We start from the raw sequence: 16,826 nt of genomic DNA on the forward strand, positions 1-16,826 counted from the left end.
CGGGTAAAAGGAATCGCCGGGAAAGACCTGTTTCGCAATGGATTCCTTCAAAAAATCATGGGAATCCCGTATTAATTTTTAGAATCCGGAGCATTGGGGCTTGCTGACAGGGGGCCGGGCGAATTGGATCACCCCGGAACGAGAACGCCGTTCGAAACCCCCTATGAGCCTTCGCCAGCAGCTATCAGACATCCTTCCCACACTTCTTCCGGGCAACCCTGCGGATTCCATCAAGGGGACGGAACTGATTCGTTTGACGCGGTTGCAACTGACGGGGAATTACTCGGACGCATCACTGCGTTATCATTTTTCCATCATGTCGTGCGATCCGGCCTCGCCCATCGCCAAGGTGGAGAAGGGCCAGGGCTACTACCGGCGCAGCGCTCCGCTGCCCGCGCTTTCCGGCGCGCAGGAACTGCTCGCCCTCACCCAGGGACGGCTCGAGGATCTCACCACCGCCGACCAGGATGTGGTGGATGAAACCATGCTGCGGATCCGGAAGTTCCGTGCGGTGGTGACCCGCTATTTTGAAATCAACGGACGTTTCCCGTTCGCATTCCGCCAGGCTTTCGCCAAGGACTCGCCGATCAGCAATCTGTGGAAATACCCGGAACTGGTGCTGGTGGATTGGGAAACCGGCGGTTCGCCGGACGAGGAGATGTCGCTGGACGAGACGATGCTCGCTTTCAAGCAGAGGCTCGGGATCGCGCCATTCCGCCTCCACGCCGCACGGCTGCGGATCCAGCCGTCCCTGCAGACCTACCGTGAGGATTTTTTCCAAACCCTCGCCGTCTCGATGTGGGCGCAGGGCGGGGAACTCGTCTATGCCGCGCCCATCGAGGACGAGGCGCTCGCCGACGGCCTGCGGAAAATGAGCGCGAACTTCGGTGTGGGCGTCACCTCCTTCGGCCTGACGGCGGACGCCCTCGACGAACTGCCGCGCCCGGCGAACATCCTCAACGCGCATCCGCGTGAAACGGAAGCCATCATGGCCAAGCTCGACATCAACCGCATTTCCGGCGCCGTCTCCCGTCCCCATCTGGACTGGACCGCGCTCAGCTCGATGCGGAACGAATCGGAAGAGGCGGAGAAACTCGTGGGGTGGCTGACGCGCTGCATCGACGGACGGCGGGCCGAGGCCTTCAAGGATGAATGACCCGGTGGCATGAGCTGGACATTTGAAAGCGTCGCGATTGTCGGGTCGGGAGCCATCGGACTTTATTACGGAGGCCGGCTCGCGCAGGCGGGTGAGGACGTGCGTTTCCTCATGCGCTCGGATTACGAGGCGGTTTCAGAAAAAGGCCTCACGATCGGGAGCGTGCATGGGGACTTCCGCCTTCCTCAGGTGCGGGCCTGCCGCACGCCGCAGGAAATCGGGCCGGTGGACCTGGTCATCGTGGCCTGGAAGGCGACGGCGAACCATCAGCTTGCGGAAATCCTGCCACCGCTGCTGCACGCGGGCACCCAGGTGCTGACCTTGCAGAACGGACTGGGAAACTGCGAGGCGCTGGCGGAAATCGTCGGGGCGGAGCGGGTGCTGGGAGCCCTTTGTTTCGTCTGCATCAACCGGCTTTCCCCGGGACTCGTCAGCCACACGGCGGGCGGACGGATCACCGTCGGCGAGATGAAGCCGGACGATGCGGGGCGGGCGGCGGAAATCGAAAAACGCTTCAAGGCCGCGGGGATCCAGGCCTTCGCCGTGGAGAATCTGGAAAAATCCCAGTGGGAGAAACTCGTTTGGAACATCCCCTTCAACGGACTTTCCGTGGCGGAGGGTGGGGTGACCACGGATGTCCTGCTGGACTCTCCCGAAACGGAAGGTGAGATGCGCGCCCTGATGACGGAGGTCATCACCGCCGCAAACGCCCAAGGGCTGGGATTGGGCCGGGAACTCATCGATTTCAATATCGACCGCACCCGGCCGATGGGACCTTACCGGACCTCCAGCATGATCGACTTCGTCGAAGGCCGCGAGGTCGAGGTCGCTCCGATCTGGGAGGAACCGCTGCGCCGCGCCACCGCCGCCGGAGTGGAGATGCCTCGCCTGACGGAACTGCTGGGCAGGATACGCGGGCGGCTGGCTGAAACGACTTGAACGTAGAAATCTCCGCTCTGATGCTGCTCTACTTGGATTGTTGTTGTCTAAATCGTCCTTACGACGATCTCTCCCAGATGAGGGTGAGACTGGAAGCGGAGGCGGTGGAGTGGATTTTGGAAGAGTCGCGATCCGGTAGGTTCGAAATCGTGACGAGCGATTATCTGATTTTTGAGCTAGGCCGGAATCCGGACCTCGTCAAACGGCATCATACTTTGGAAATGACCCGTTATTCATCCCTTCATGTTCCGGCATCACAGTCTTTGTCTGACAGGGCTTTGAAAATTCAGAGTTTGGGAATGACTCCACTGGATGCCCTCCACATCGCGGTCGCCGAAGAGGTAAGATGTGATTTTTTGGTGACCACGGACGATCGATTGCTCAAAAAATCAGCAAGACAACAGGATTATCTGATGGTAAAACTGCTCAACCCGGTCGATCTCGTCGCATTTCCATGACACACGTTGCCGAACTGAATAAAAAAGCGAAGGCCATTCTCTTTCGTGAATTGGGCCCGGTAGACTACGCCCGTTTTTTTCAGCAATTCGAGGACGGAGTGGGCAACTACACAACAGATAGAAGTCAATGGCTTGCGGAGGAGACCGTTCAGGGTTTGCACGAAGAAGTGAAAAGCCTTCTAAAGAGTGGGGAATTGATGAGGCCGACTGGAGCAAGGTTGTATGATCCCGCTTCGACAGACGGGCCTCGAACCTGACCTCCGTTGCCGGACATATTATCATTGGGCGATACCCGGTTCGTGCGGCCGTGCGCATGACTGAGCAACTGACAGGAGGCGGTCATCGCCACAAACCCGCTTGTGGATGCCCGAATCTCGGCGATAATCGGCTGGAACTCCCGGCCCCGATTTGGGAGGTTCTGTCATTCGTTGCAGATCCGGTGCGCCGGTTGATTCCTCATGCCTCCTCCATCCAGTCCGCCCCACTCGAAAGTTGTCATTCCGGAAGCCCTCAGGCTTCAGTTGGACGACTTCCGGCGTCATCTGTGGCGGGCGAAAATCATGGAAGCGGTGGCGGCGGGTTTCATCGGCCTGCTGGTTTCGTTCCTCCTGGTTTATGTGCTGGACCGCTTTTGGCAGACGCCGGGCTGGGCGCGGCTGGGGATCCTGCTCGCGGGTATCTCGTTGTTCACCGTTTTCGCGCCCTACTGGCTGCACCGCTGGGTTTGGAAACAGCGGCGGGAGGCGCAACTGGCGAGACTCATTGCCAAACGATACCCCGGACTGGGAGACCGGTTGCTGGGCGTCATCGAGCTGCAGAATCAGGAAGGGAACGCGGACACCTTCTCGCCCCGGCTGCGCGAGGCGGCGATGGAGGCCGTGGCGGCGGAAACGGGGCGGCGTAAATTGGAGGAGGCGCTTCCGGGCCGGTTCCACCGCCGCTGGACCCTGGTCGCGCTGGCGCTGGCCGGGTTGTCCTCCGCCGCCTTCGTCCTGACCCCGCGCGCCGGCTACAACGCCATGCAGCGATGGATCATGCCATTGTCCGACACCCAGCGCTACACCTTCGCCCGTCTGGAGAATCCGCCGGTCTACCAGGCGGTGCCGTTCGGCGAGGCGTTCGAGGTCAGGTTGAAGCTTTCCAAGGATTCGGAACAGCGGCCGGCCGAGGCATCCGGGCGATACGGCCTCCAGGCCGAGGTCGCAGCGGCCCTCAAGGGAGACACCTATCGCTTCACATTTCCCGGACAGCAGGATCCGGGAACCATCGTTTTCCGCATCGGTGACCTTCAGCACAGCCTGCGCGTCGATCCGGTCCAGCGGCCGGGCGTCGAGCATGCGACGGCCACGGTCACTCCGCCCGCCTATTTGAAAATCCCGGAGAAAACCGTGGATCTCAAGAGCGGTGGCATCCCGGCGGTGGAAGGCAGCAAGATCCGCATCGACCTGACCAGCAACCGTCCGCTCGCGGGGGGCGGCTTCGGTCCGACAAGGACGCAGGTCATCGAGACGCCGCAGGAGGGGGTGCCGGGGCATGTGCCGGCCGAGGGGCAGCTCGCGATTTCAGGGCTGGTGGCGAGCACTCCGGTGCTGGATGTGGGAGCCGTACCGTTTGAAATTCCCTTTACCTGGAAGGACCAGCTGGGGCTCGTGGGGGAGACCGGATTCAAGGTGCGGGTGGACGCGCTCAAGGACGCCGCTCCAAGCTGCTACCTGCAGGGCATCGACCGGCAGAAGGTGATGCTGCCGGAGGAGACGGTGGATTTCGAAGTGCTGGCGGAGGATGATTTCGGCGTCCGGTTGGCCGGCATCGAGTGGTCCGGCCAGTTGAGCCGCCCGACGGACGAGCCGCCGGCCAAGGGGGAGATCAAGCTTACGGACGGAGGCCCCGAGCGGAACCGTGTCAGCACCGCCGCCTCGTTTTCCCCCGCCGCCTTCGGCATCACGCCGCAGAAGATCACGCTGCGGGGTTTCAGCGCGGATTATTTTCCGGAGCGCGGCCGCGCGTACTCGGAACCGGTCGTCATCTACGTGCTCACCCGTGACGAACACGCGCAGATGCTGAAGACCAAGTTCGACCGCGTCCTCACGGAGTTCGAAGACCTCGCCCGCCGCGAACAGGATCTGCTCGACGAGAACCAGCGGCTCGAACGCCTGGATGGCGGGGAACTCCAGCAGGAGGAGAACGCCAAGCGGCTCGAGGCCCAGGAAGCCGCCGAGGCGGAGAGCAACCGGCGCATGCAGGAACTCACCGAGCGCATGGAGAGCCTCATGAAGGACGCCGCGAGGAATGGCGACATCGCGAAGGAAACACTCAGGAAAATGGCCGAGTCGCTCAAGCCCATGCAGGAGCTTTCCCAGCAGGATCTCCCCAAGGTCCAGGAAAATCTCGGCGACTCCCGGGAGCCGTCGAACACTCCGGAAAAATCCCAACAGGATGTGGCGAAGGCCGTCGAGGAGCAGAAGAAGGCAGTGGAGAAAATGCGCGAGGCCATCGCCCGGGCGAACGACGCGAACCGCCAGTTCGAAGCCGGGACTTTCGCGAACCGCCTGAAGAAGGCCGCGAGCGAGGAAAACGGCATCGTCACCACGCTCGTCGGCATCTTCGAGCGGATCCTCGGGAAGAAACATTCGGTCCTCGATCCTTCCGACCAGCGGCGGCTCGGTGAGGTGGGCGGCCAGCAGGCGAACACCGCTTCGGACATCCGCTGGCTGCAGGAGGATCTCGGCAACTATTTCACCCGTACCAAGGCCGAGGCGTTCAAGCAGATCCTTGATGAAATGCGGGAATCCGAGATCGACAACGGGCTCGCGAAGGTCCGCAACCTTCTCGCCGCGAACCAATCCTACCTCGCCACCGAGAGTGCGAAGGACTGGGCGGACAAACTCAGCGGCTGGGCGAAGAAGCTTGAGGACGAGAAAAACAAGGACGGCTCCGGTGGCGGTGCGGGTGAGGGAGGCCAGCCGGATCCCGAGGATGAGGACTTTGAATTCATGCTGCGCGTGATGAAACTCATCCAGCAGGAGCAGGACATCCGCGCCCAGACCCGTGCCCTTGAACAACTCCGCCGCAGCGGCGGAGAAGAATCCACCGATCCCGAAACACCATGAAACACCACCTCGCCGCAGCCGGTTTCTTCCTGCTCATGCCCTGCCTCGCCATGGCCGGGGAGGAGGTTGTCGAGAAACACCGCGAGGGCTCCAACAAGGTGGCCGACAAGCAGGACGAACTCGCCGCGGATGTCCAGCAACTGGTCATCGAGCAGACCGTCCCGCAGGTCATCGAAATGCTCAACGAGGTGGAGAAGATCATGGACGAGGCCACCGACCAGCTCGCCGAAGCCGACACCGGTGGCAATACCATCGCCGCCCAGACGGAGATCATCGAAAAGATCCATGCCGCGGCGAAGGAGAAGCAGAAACAGCAGGGCGGCGGCCAATCCAGCGAAGCCATGATGGACATGATGGAGCGCATGATGGGCAAGAAGCCGGATGGCGAGAAGAAGGCGAACGGCAAGAACGGCGAGGCCAGCGACGAAGGGAGCTACGGCCTCACCGGCGAATCCGATTCCGCGAACGATAACGATGCGGGCATCACCGGCGGGAAAACCGAAACACGGCGTGTTCCCAAAGCCGGCGGCGGCGCGGGCGCTGCCCTGCCTGAGGAGTTCCGCAAGGCCATGGACGCCTACAACCGTGGCGTGGAAAGGAAAGTGAAGTGACCATGGTGGGCGCGCGTCATCCGTTGATGGTGAAAACGTCCGTCAGGCTGCTGGCTTCCCTGGTGCTCCTGGCATCCTTTCCGGCCGCGACGGCGCAGGAGGTGCCGGGCCGTCCGGAAGAAACCATTCCCGCCCAGGTGGAGCTGATGTACGAGCGCGGCCTGCAATACCTCGCGAAGAGCCAGAACGAAAAAGGCTCCTGGAACGACCCCGTGGGTGGGGAGCCCGGCGTCGTGGGCCTCTGTGTGGCTGCGTTCCTCGCCCACGGCGAGGATGCCAACAACGGGCGCTATGCGAAGAACATCCGCCTCGGCATCGACTACATCCTTTCCCAGCAGAACGACAAGAACGGCTACATCGGTTCCAGCATGTACAACCACGGCTTCGCCACCAAGGCGCTGGCCGAGTGCTACGGCGTGCTGGACAATCCGAAGATCGCCCCGGCGCTGAAGAAGGCGGTGGACCTCATCATCAGCGCGCAAAAACGCAACCGGTTCAACGCCTGGCGCTACACTCCGGACAGCCACGATGCGGACACCACGGTCACGGGTTGCCAGATGGTCACGCTGTTCGCCGCGAGAAACGCGGGCATCGGCGTGCCGGACGAGGTGATCAAGAAGGGGCTCGCCTATCTGGCCACCTGCCGAGGCAAGGATGGCGACTATGGTTACACCTCTTCCTCGGGTGGCAAGCCGACCCTGACGGCGATCGGATCGCTCTGCTATTCCCTCGCGAAGGAAAAGGAGTCCAAGGGCTATCAGGCAAGCCTCGCCTACTTGAAAAAGAACATGGATTACCGGGACCGCTACTATCCGTATTATTACGAATACTACATGGCCCAGGCGCTGTTCCATGCGGACGAGGCTGCATGGCGCGAATGGAACACCCGCAACATCCGCTACATGTCCACCATCCAGTCGCAGGACGGCTCGTTCCCCGGAAACCAGGGGCCGTCGTTCAACACCGCCGGCGCGCTGCTGTCGTTCGCGCTCAACTACCGCTATCTGCCGATTTACGAAAAATGATCCGCCTCCTCGCCATATCATGGATGACCGGCCTGCTGGTCCTGCATGCCGCCGAACCGCACGACCTGCTGCGATTCGGGAACGGCGACCAGCTCCATGGGAAATTCATGGGCATCAAGGAGGGACCGCAGGTCGTCTGGCAGCGCGGGGATGTCACCGCCCCGGTGGAGTTCAAGACGGACCAGCTCCGCCACATCGTGCTCAATGGCGGCCGCCCGAAGCGCGGGCTCGCCGCCCTGTCCCACGTCGCCCTGGTGAACGGGGACCGCATTCCTGGAACGGTGGCCTCGATGGATGAGAAGGGGATCACGCTTGAGACCACCTACGCCGGTTCCCTGAGGATCCCGCGTGAGCAGGTGGCCATGCTCGCGCCGGCTCCGCTCGGCGGGCGGCTCCACTACCACGGTCCCTTCATCGAGGATGAGTGGAAAATGGCGGACGCGTCATCCCCGGAAGGCATTCCCGCCTCCAGGGATGAAAAGGACCAAGGTGGGGAGAATTCCGGGCGCTGGCAGTTTTCCGGGTCCGCGTGGTACTGGCCGGGCAAGCTGTCCGGCACCGCTTTGCTGAAGGAGAACACCATGCCGGACCGGGCGATCCTGCGCTTCGACGTCGCATGGAGGAACCGGCTCTCGCTCGCGATCGGATTTCATGCGGATTTCAAGAAGCCGGAGAAGAAACCCGCGGACGGGAATGAACCGGAGGCCCAGCCCCGCAGGCAGAACGGATTCTCCCCCGGCGATTCCAGCGTTTTTCCCACGTTGTTCGGCAATGCCTACGTGCTGCAGATCTTCTCCACCCACATGATGTTGTTCCGCGTTTCGGCGGACGGCACCGCCCGCGTCCCGGTCGAGCGGATCCCGAACAACGGCGCTTCCATCCGCCTTGGGGAATCCGGCACGGCGACGGTTGAGATCCGCTGCAGCCGGATTTCCGGGGAGATCGCCGTTTTCATCAATGGAGACTCCGCGGCCCGGTGGAGCGAGCAGGATGGAACTCCGCCGGATGCCGCGCGCTACTCGGGGAAGGGGAATGGTTTCGGATTCGTCGTGCAGACGGAGGAATCCCCCGTGCGGATCTCGGATATCATGACGGCGGAGTGGAACGGCATGCCGGACGCCGCCCGCAGCATGCAAACCGACGAGCAGGACATCGTGCTGCTGGCAAACGGCACGGATCGTTTCTCCGGGAAAGTCGGTGGTTTCAGCGACGGCAGGATCTTGATGGAGAACAAATACGGGCGTTTCCAGTTCGAACTGGATGACATCGCGGAGATCCGCTTCGCACGGAACAAGCTCGCCACGGAGAGCGAGCCCGCCGCAGGCTCCGTCATGGTCCGCATGGGGCCGCTCGGCCGGATTTCCGGCAAGCCCGTGTCCGGAAACGCGGACGGCATCCGCCTGCTGAATCCCATCTGCGGGGAAATGAACTTCAATCTGGAATCCGCGGTCATGCTCGATTTCCAAAACACCAACAACATCATCGACGACTGGGATGCCGAGTTTTGATCCAAGACCCTGGCTGGGTTTGCTGCTTTTCGCCGGCCCGCCCGCAAACGCCGACGAACTGACGCTGGCCGGCGACGCCCGCCTGACGGGCGACGTCCGTTCCATCGACGGGAACGGCGTGGTCGAGCTTGTTTCCCCGCTCTCGCCGGATCCGCTGAAGCTCGTGCCCGGTGCCGTCAGCGAGGTGCGGTTCAGCGCGTCCGGCACGGCCGGCAGCCCGCCCGGTGCGATCGTGGAACTGGCGAACGGAGATCTGCTTCCCGGCACGATCAGCGGCCTGGACGACAAGAATCTTTCCGTCACCACTCCTTATTCCGGAGAGGTCACGATCCCCCGGGCGGTCGTGAACTCGCTGCAGTTCGGCGTCCGCACGCGCAGGGTGATCTATTCCGGTCCCAAGAACCTCGGCGAGTGGAACCATGACGGCGGTGGCGCGGAGAACTGGACCTTCTCCAAGAAATCCTTGTCCGCGAACGGTCCGGCGCGCGCTTCGAAAAATTTCGAAACACCACGCCAGTTCATCCTGAAATTCTCGCTCGAGTGGCAGCGGAACCCGAATTTCCTGATTTATTTCGCCGATCCGCTGGAGCCCGGATCCGACGCTGTCGATCGATATCACTTCCAGTTCAATGGCGCGGGGATGGAAATCAAGCGTCATTCCACCAAGGGGCCCAAGACCCGCACGGTGATGCAGCTTCCCCGCACCCCGGACAAGTACGAGGCGAACCAACTGGAGGTGGAGATCCGCGTGGACCGGAACGCCTCACGCATCCAGTTGTTTCTCAATGGCGAGCCGGAGGGATCCGGAGTGGACGTGATGCCGGAACCTCCATCGGGCGGTGGCGTGACGCTCGCGAACGCCTCACCCAACGGAAGCCCGGTGCAGGTCCGGAACATCGAGATCGCCGAGTTCGACAACACCCGCGTGCGTCACCGGGCCGAAGACCGCGGGGACACCCGGAACGACAGCCTCATCAGCCGCGATGACGACCGCTGGGGAGGACATCTCATCGGTATCCAAAAAAGGCCGGAGGGCAGCGTGTTTTCCTTCAAGAGCGATTTCCAGGATGAGGCGCTCGAACTTCTGGAGTCCGAGGTTTCCACCCTGTTTTTCGCCAAGGCCGGAGACGCCCCCGTGGAACAGGCCAAGCCCGCTTTCGTGCTCCGCCTGCGGGACGAAGGCTCGCTGCGGCTGTCGTCCTGCGTGTTCGCGGACGATGGCGTCACCGCGGAGCATCCGTTGCTCGGCACCTTGAAAATCGGCCGGCAAGGCGTCGCCGCGATCGAACGCGCCGTCGCAGAACCCTTGGACAAGACCGGAGAATGAAAGCCCGCCTCACCGCTTCCTTTCTCGGCATGACGCTCCTCCTTGCGGCGGAGGAGACCGTTTCGACCGTCCGCTTCGCCAACGATGACCAACTGCCGGGCACCCTCGAATCCCTCTCGCCGGAGGCGCTGGTATGGAAATCCCCGATCCTGGACAAGCCCGCTTCCTTTTTCCTCAAGGACGTCCTGGAACTCGGTCTGACGCCGGAACATCCGGAGGGAACCGCCCGCCACGAGGCCTCCGTTTCCCTCACCAATGGCGACATCCTCCGCGGGCAGCTCGCGTCCGTGGGGGACGAGGTTGTCGAACTGGACACCTGGTTCGCAGGCCGAATGAAACTCAACCGGCTGATGATCTCTGACATCAGCATCTCCGGACGGCCGGACCTGCTCTATCGCGGACCCACCGGGCTGGATGACTGGAAACAATCCGGCGACAAGCCGGCATGGAATTATCAGAACGGCGGCTTCCGGTCGTCGGCGCCGGGAAGCATCGCCCGTGACATGAAACTTCCGGACGAGTGCAGCATTTCCTTCGACGCCGCCTGGCGCGACTCTTTCAGCCTGGACTTGAATTTTTTCGCGGGCGAGCCCGGGAGCGCACGGTCGGCCGATGGCTACGTCCTCACCTTCAGGAACCGCTACCTTTCGCTGCGCTCTGGCAGGAATCCGCAGAACCTCGGCAACAGCGCCACCGCCGAGGCGCTCCAGGAAAACGAGAAGGCCCGCATCGAGGTCCGGGCCAGCCTGAAGACCGGCAAGGTCTGCATTTTCGTGGATGGCGAGATCATCGATGTCTGGACCGATCCGGATGTCGCGAAGCTGAAGGTCGGACGCTGGTTGCATTTTGTTTCATCCAGCATTTCACCGGTGCAGGTCTCGCGCATCGAGATCGCCGCATGGGATGGCGAGGTGGAGCAGATGCCGGACCCGAAGGTGGGGAACGGCCTGCTGGACGAGGAGGAGCCCGATCCCTTGGAAGCTCCGCCCAAGGAGGAGAAACCGAAGGCAGGGCGGATGGAACTGCGGAATGGCGACTCGCTGGATGGAGAGGTCCTTTCCATCACCGAGGGCATGATCTCGATCAAGACGCCTTTCCGCGAGGTGAAGCTGCCCATCGAGGTCCTGCGTTCCCTCGCCCTGAAGCCTGCCGAGCTGGAACGCTGCAAACGCGAGAACGGCGATGTCCGCGGATGGTTCCCGGACGGCTCGTCCGTCGTCTTCCGGCTGGAGGAAGTGAAACCCGGAGTCCTCTCGGGCAGCAGCCAGAACTTCGGCAACGCGGATTTCAAGACCGCCGCCTTCAACCGCATCGAGTTCAATATCTACGACCCGGAATACGAGGAACTCCGCGCGGCGGAAAAGTGGTGAGAGGGTGCGCCGCGCTTGGGGATCACTTGTCTCCGGACTCGTCTTCGGACCCGTCTTCAGACCCGTCCTCCCCGATGTCGATGCCGTGTTGCTCCGCGAATGCCCTGGCGGCGGCTCGGGAGGTGTCATCGGTTTCCGGCCAGTTCTGGAAGATGGTCCGGAGCGTGCCGTCGCGCCGTTCGCCGGGTGGCAGCATCATCGCCCATTTTTCGGCATCGAGGGGACGGCCTTGCGAGAGGATTTCGGCGTAGGCTTGGATGGAGGTATTCCGGGTGGATCCTTCGGGCTGGGCATCCAACCATTCCCCGGCGGCCCGGTAGTCGCTGATCGCCCACCCTCGGAACAGTTCCCTGATTTTCCCGTCTCCCGCACCCTCCGGCAGGGTCCTGTCGATCCATTCGATCCAACGCCGGTTATCCTTGAGGTTGTCCTCCTCCACTCCTCCGACGAACGCCTGGAGTTCGGACGGGTCGAGCTTCGCCGAATGGATCCACTCCTCCGCGTCCGGGAAATCCTGGTAGCTGATGCTTCGGGCGAGCGATGAAATTCCGTTCCGCAACAATCCGTCGTCTCCATCGGGATCACGATTTTTGGAAAAGGCGCGCAATTCCGCCAACCCTTCCAGCCGGGATTCCGGTCGGATGGAACCCATGATTTGTGACACGGATCCGGCAGGGAGGCCGAGTTCCCCGAGTATCCTGAAGGCGGTGGCGGGGGACTTGAGGGAGACGCCGGAGAGGAGGAAATTTTTCGCCTCGGGAGACGAGAAGAGGGGAGACTTGTCCTTGTGCCTACGATACCACTCGAGGGCGGCTTCCGGATCTTCGCGGCTCCACATGAAAATCGATCCATTGATGACATTCTGGTTTCCTACCCCTCCTGTGTCGGGCAGTTCGAGAGGAGACTTGGCGAGGAACTCAAGAATGCCGCGGGGATGGATTCTCGAAAAGGAGTAGAACACGGTGTCCAGGCCGTCTTCCGGACATTTTTCCGAACGCAGTGCGGCGATCAGTTCGATGAATTCGGCCGGGCTCAAGGCGGACAAGGATTCGAGCCGTTCGTCCGCGACAGATGCCCTCTCCCCGGCGGGCATGCGGAAACAATCCGCCAGGCTCGCGGCGAGCGCGCGTATGTCCTGCCGTTCTTTGTCACGCGGACGTTTGGTGGCTGCCTTGCTCGTGTTCGGTCCGGTGTCCGCCGGGATTCCCGCGCGTGCCATATCGGCCAGCAGGCGGGCACGGGCTTCCCTTGCCGTCCGGATGTGTTGTTCCCCGGCGTGACCCAGCCAGGCTGCAAACGCGAGGATCGCCACGGAAATGCTGATGGAGGTTTTCATTCGCTTTCGAGCCAGTCCAACATGCCCTTCCGGCTTTCCTCATCCACGATTTTCCCGGCCAGTTGCCGCGCTTCGGACGGGTGGCCAAGCCATTCCGAATTACGGATGAAGGAAATCAGGATCTCGTCACTGCCTGTTTTTTCGTGGAAATACGCCGCAAGGTCGGCAGCTCCGGTGTAGTCGTTACCGCTGATGTTCGCCAACGCTCCTCCGGTTGCCCGGTCGGTCGCGGATGGAGCTTGGCTGCCCACCCAGGCCCGTAGTTCCTCAACGTCTCCGGCGTTGATTTTTGCCGTCCACGTCCGTGAATACAGGATCCGCCTCGCGCAGTATTCAACGCAGGCTTCCCGTTCTTCGGGAGTCGCGCCGATGCGTGTGAAGTAGTCGCTCGCCGCCTGATAGCCGCCCTGTGCGGCAACTTCGGCACATTGGCTATTGATCAGATTCCGAGCGGATTGGGCGGGCAGCAGCTCCCGCACCATGCGGGCGAAGGCGATCTGCTTCTCTTCCGAAAGTTTCTCTTGCGCGTGAGGATGGAGGAATTTCGCACGATCCTCCTCATTGATGGCGGAAAGACGTTTCACCGCCATCTCAGGCGCGCTGGATAATAATGCGGAAATGAGGGCGGGTTCCATCTTATGTTTCAGCACGCTCATACCGTCGAGCCTCTTGCTGGCGAAGGTCCCTTTTTCCAACTGTTCGTCGAACCATGCGGCGGCGGCTTCCGGCGAGGCCAGAGCCCAGTTCTTCATTCCCTCCGCCAGGAAATGGGAGCGGTCTTCCGGCAGCTTGCCGGTCAGGAGATCCAGTGCGAATCCGGGGTCCTTTTCAAGCAGGGCTTTGACGAGCATCTCCCGGAGAATCTCCTCCGCCCCGAAATTTGATTTCGAAAGCTCATCCAGGGAGGCGGCGAGCTCCTCCCGCGACATCGCGTTGAAGCGCTTTTTCAACGCCAGTCCGCCGAAGCCCGTCCAGTTGTATTTCAATGCCTGGCTGGAAAGTGTTTTCCATTCCGCCGGTGTGGCCGGCTTCGGACTTGCGATATCGTCGGCGGTTCCGCTTTGATGGGTCCGCAGTTTCTCGCGGTAGGTGGAGTTTTCTTTTTCAATCCCGCTCAGAACCTGCCGGCGGAAGCCGAGCCAGCCACCCGCGACAACAAGCGCGATGACCGGTGGGAGGAAAGACTTCAGCTTCAATGCCTCCTATTCAGTCAGTGACGGAGATGGGTGTCAACGCCGCATGCCGTTAGGAAGGGGTGGCGAATGGCGTGTGGTTAGGACCGGCTAAGTTCCGCAACCCCTCCGGGGTGTCAGAATGTGACGAAATCGCTCTTAACCACGTGATCTCTTAACCATGTGATCTCTTAACCATGTGATCTCTTAACCACGTGACATTTGGAGGGCACGTCGCTGCCGCCCTCTTTAATTTTCGTCGGCCTGAATAGCGAAAACAAGGTTGCCCTCTTCACGTGTCGGCATCACTTCGCCCGTTGGCGAAGTTGCTCCAAACGCGAGAGCGGCTTTTCGGCCTGGGCCTGCGGGTCGGCGGGTTTTTCCGGGGCTGCGGGAGGCGCGTCGGCTTTCGCGACGGGAGCGGGCGGCGGGGCGTCGATGCGCAGCGTGCTGTTCATCGCGGTCTGATGGAGGATGGTGGTGCCGTTCTGGGGAATCAACACCCGGCAGAAGACGGCGTTGTGCTTGCCGACGGTGGCGTCCGCCGCGATGGCGACGGGGAAGGTGAGTTCGGTCTGATCCTTGGTGAAATTCTGCGGAGGGCAGGAAGCGCCGTGAGGCAGCCCGAAGAGCTCGACGGTGGCGGTGCCTTCGAAGGGGTGGAGCTGTTCGATCTTCGCGACCATGGAGGTCGCCTTGTTCTGCTCGGTGGCGGCGAGATCGAGCGCCATGCCCACGAACGGCTCGGCGATCTTCAAGGTCGTCAGCGCGGAGGAAACGAGCACGGTCCCTTGCGGGGTGTTCGCCTCGGCCAGCACGCAGACCTGCCAATCGCCGGTGGCGGCGTCGTTGTTGGCGTTGAGTTCGTAGAGGATCTCGGATTGGTCGCCGGGGATGTCGAGGGTGACGGGCGCGCTGATGCCGGGAGGATTCCACAGGAAACGCACGGTGATTTTCTCGGCGTAGCCTTCCTTGCGGGTGGCGCGGACCTTGAGTGGGAGGGTGCCGTTTTTCACGATGGGAACGGCGGGTGTTTCGAGGTCGATCTTGAAAGGCGCTTCCTGAATGACGGCGGTGGCGACGCGGTTGACCGTGACGGAGTGGTACGCTCCCTGGTTGTTCACATCCACATGGTGGATCGTGTCCGCCAGTCCTCCGGTGAGCGGGACGTCTCCGGTGGCCTTGATGGAAAACGGAACCAGCCCGCCCGCCAGCGGGGCGTCGGGCGCGGCCTCGAAGACGACGGGAAAGGTGGTGATGGATTTGGGAACCGGCGGAGCCGTCATGGTGATGCCCGCGGGAAGCTGCCCGGCCTCGAAGGTGGAATCGCAGGCGATGTTTTCCCGGACGACATTGACGACTGCGGCGTAGCGGTTGCCGCGCGGGACGGAGAAGGTTTTCCACTTCTGGCTGTTCACCCGCTCGACGGTGGGAAGGTTCGCGGCGATGGAGGGCTTTTTCTCGGTGATTTCCATCCGGTAGGTGAAGTCCCCGTCGGTGCGGTCGAGCTGGTCGCGGACCCGCAGGCAATATTCGCCATCGGCGGGGCAGGTCCAGTTGATGATGCTGTCGGGCGAGCCCTGGTCGTCGTTCGCCGCGATCTGTTTTCCGTCCATCTGATGAAGGGAGAGGATGGAATCGAGAGGAGACCGATGGCTGCGGGCCAGCACGCGGAGGACGAGGTTCTGGTCCTTCTTCGCGGTGAATTTGAACCAGTCCATCTTGTTCTCCCCGTCGAGGATGCCGTGCATGGCGCAGGGAACCGGCGGCACCGGCGTGGCGGATGCAGGGTCCTTGTTGATGCCGGACTCATTGACGGCCTCCAGCGGGGAGACGGTGATCCAGTGGGGCGAGGGGGCGGAGAGTCCGTCATGGACGGGGAAAACCGGGAAGCTGGCGGCCTCTTCGGCAGGCAGGGTGATGGACTGCTTGATCGGCCCCGAGGGATCGCCAATGAAGGTGAACTCGATGGTTTCGCCCGGTTTGCCACCGGTGGGGAAGACCGCCTTGGGGCGGGGGAAGGTCCCGATGTGCAGGCGGTACTGGCTGTCCGGGGTGCCTTCATAGGCGGCCTCGTGCACCACGATGCGGTAGTCGCCGTCCTCGGGGGCGATGATGGAGGCGAAGGCGTCGTTGCGGAGCAGGGGCGCGTCGTCACAGGTCGCGAGCTCGAATTTTTTCGGATCGAGGATGGCGACATAGGCGTCGAACATCAGGCGTCCGAGCCGCATGGCCTCGACCTCGACGGACAGGCGCTGGCCCTTCTTCAAACTACAGACATAGTAGTCATCGTCCTCGTCGCCCGCCACGCCCTGCACGGTGGTGTTCGGCTCGACCCGCTGGGCCTGGTCGAAGGTGGCGTTCGGCTCCGCTTCCATCACCGTGGGGAACTGCCCGACCCAGAACGAACGGAGTTCGGAAATCCCTCCGGCGGTGCGGACGCGGACCGAGTGCTCGCCGAGCGGCGCGTCCGGGGCGATGGTGAGCCTGGCGGTGGATTCGTTCTCCGCCTTGTTCGTGATGTTGGCGACCGCCAGCCCGGGTTCGTAAAAAAGGATTTCGCTGGTTTCCTCCAGCCGCTTGCCGAGAAAGCGGATCTCCATCTCCGTCCCCCGCCGTCCCCCGCGCGGCTCGATGAGATGCAGCTCGGGCGAGAATGCCGGCAGCGGGGTGGAGAGGGCGAGGAGGAGGAAGAGAGGTTTGAACATCGGACATCGAACGTTAAACATGGAACATCGAAGGAAAGAGGTGGAGTCAATGGGTTGATCGGTGGGAAATGAAAGGTTGCCCCAGGGTTCCAGAACGCGGTGACAC

Annotated in this window: 13 protein-coding genes; 10 read left to right on the forward strand and 3 right to left on the reverse strand. The window is 62.2% G+C overall.

Annotated elements, in window-relative coordinates:
- The first annotated feature begins 163 nt into the window (after positions 1 to 163).
- The 10 genes from JIN84_RS00740 to JIN84_RS00785 all read left to right on the forward strand — a co-directional run bounded on the left by JIN84_RS00740 (position 164) and on the right by JIN84_RS00785 (position 11,504).
- A complete protein-coding gene (locus JIN84_RS00740; protein ID WP_200349095.1) occupies positions 164 to 1,156 on the forward strand; it encodes a hypothetical protein in 993 nt (330 codons plus the stop codon).
- 9 nt (positions 1,157 to 1,165) lie between these two features.
- A complete protein-coding gene (locus JIN84_RS00745; protein WP_200349096.1) occupies positions 1,166 to 2,095 on the forward strand; it encodes a 2-dehydropantoate 2-reductase in 930 nt (309 codons plus the stop codon).
- A gap of 20 nt (positions 2,096 to 2,115) precedes the next feature.
- Positions 2,116 to 2,553 carry a PIN domain-containing protein gene (locus JIN84_RS00750; RefSeq protein ID WP_200349097.1) on the forward strand — a complete coding sequence of 146 codons (438 nt, stop codon included), beginning with the start codon at positions 2,116 to 2,118 and terminating at the stop codon, positions 2,551 to 2,553.
- Positions 2,550 to 2,810: a hypothetical protein gene (locus tag JIN84_RS00755; protein ID WP_200349098.1), complete on the forward strand. Its 261-nt coding sequence runs from the start codon at positions 2,550 to 2,552 to the stop codon at positions 2,808 to 2,810. The genes JIN84_RS00750 and JIN84_RS00755 overlap by 4 nt, the downstream gene beginning before the upstream one ends.
- 201 nt (positions 2,811 to 3,011) lie before the next feature.
- The gene (locus JIN84_RS00760; RefSeq protein WP_200349099.1) at positions 3,012 to 5,663 is read left to right on the forward strand and encodes a hypothetical protein; all 2,652 of its coding nucleotides are present in this window, start codon (positions 3,012 to 3,014) and stop codon (positions 5,661 to 5,663) included.
- Positions 5,660 to 6,274: a hypothetical protein gene (locus JIN84_RS00765; RefSeq protein ID WP_200349100.1), complete on the forward strand. Its 615-nt coding sequence runs from the start codon at positions 5,660 to 5,662 to the stop codon at positions 6,272 to 6,274. Before JIN84_RS00760 ends, JIN84_RS00765 begins: the two co-directional genes overlap by 4 nt.
- A 26-nt stretch (positions 6,275 to 6,300) precedes the next feature.
- A complete protein-coding gene (locus JIN84_RS00770) occupies positions 6,301 to 7,299 on the forward strand; it encodes a prenyltransferase/squalene oxidase repeat-containing protein (protein ID WP_200349101.1) in 999 nt (332 codons plus the stop codon).
- Positions 7,296 to 8,807, forward strand: a complete 1,512-nt coding sequence (locus tag JIN84_RS00775) for a hypothetical protein (RefSeq protein WP_200349102.1) — start codon at positions 7,296 to 7,298, stop codon at positions 8,805 to 8,807. Before JIN84_RS00770 ends, JIN84_RS00775 begins: the two co-directional genes overlap by 4 nt.
- Positions 8,794 to 10,134 carry a LamG domain-containing protein gene (locus tag JIN84_RS00780; RefSeq protein WP_200349103.1) on the forward strand — a complete coding sequence of 447 codons (1,341 nt, stop codon included), beginning with the start codon at positions 8,794 to 8,796 and terminating at the stop codon, positions 10,132 to 10,134. The genes JIN84_RS00775 and JIN84_RS00780 overlap by 14 nt, the downstream gene beginning before the upstream one ends.
- On the forward strand, positions 10,131 to 11,504 hold the full coding sequence (locus JIN84_RS00785; RefSeq protein ID WP_200349104.1) for a hypothetical protein: 1,374 nt from the start codon (positions 10,131 to 10,133) through the stop codon (positions 11,502 to 11,504). Before JIN84_RS00780 ends, JIN84_RS00785 begins: the two co-directional genes overlap by 4 nt.
- Before the next feature lie 22 nt (positions 11,505 to 11,526).
- Here JIN84_RS00785 and JIN84_RS00790 read toward each other — a convergent pair whose 3' ends face one another.
- The 3 genes from JIN84_RS00790 to JIN84_RS00800 form a co-directional block, all read right to left on the reverse strand.
- Positions 11,527 to 12,840, reverse strand: coding sequence for a hypothetical protein (locus JIN84_RS00790; RefSeq protein ID WP_200349105.1), 1,314 nt, complete (start codon positions 12,838 to 12,840; stop codon positions 11,527 to 11,529).
- Positions 12,837 to 14,036, reverse strand: coding sequence for a hypothetical protein (locus JIN84_RS00795; protein WP_200349106.1), 1,200 nt, complete (start codon positions 14,034 to 14,036; stop codon positions 12,837 to 12,839). The genes JIN84_RS00790 and JIN84_RS00795 overlap by 4 nt, the downstream gene beginning before the upstream one ends.
- A gap of 281 nt (positions 14,037 to 14,317) precedes the next feature.
- Positions 14,318 to 16,720: a PPC domain-containing protein gene (locus JIN84_RS00800; protein ID WP_200349107.1), complete on the reverse strand. Its 2,403-nt coding sequence runs from the start codon at positions 16,718 to 16,720 to the stop codon at positions 14,318 to 14,320.
- Positions 16,721 to 16,826 lie beyond the last annotated feature (106 nt).

Origin of the sequence: Luteolibacter yonseiensis, assembly GCF_016595465.1 — a bacterium.
In the GTDB taxonomy this organism is placed as follows: domain Bacteria; phylum Verrucomicrobiota; class Verrucomicrobiia; order Verrucomicrobiales; family Akkermansiaceae; genus Luteolibacter; species Luteolibacter yonseiensis.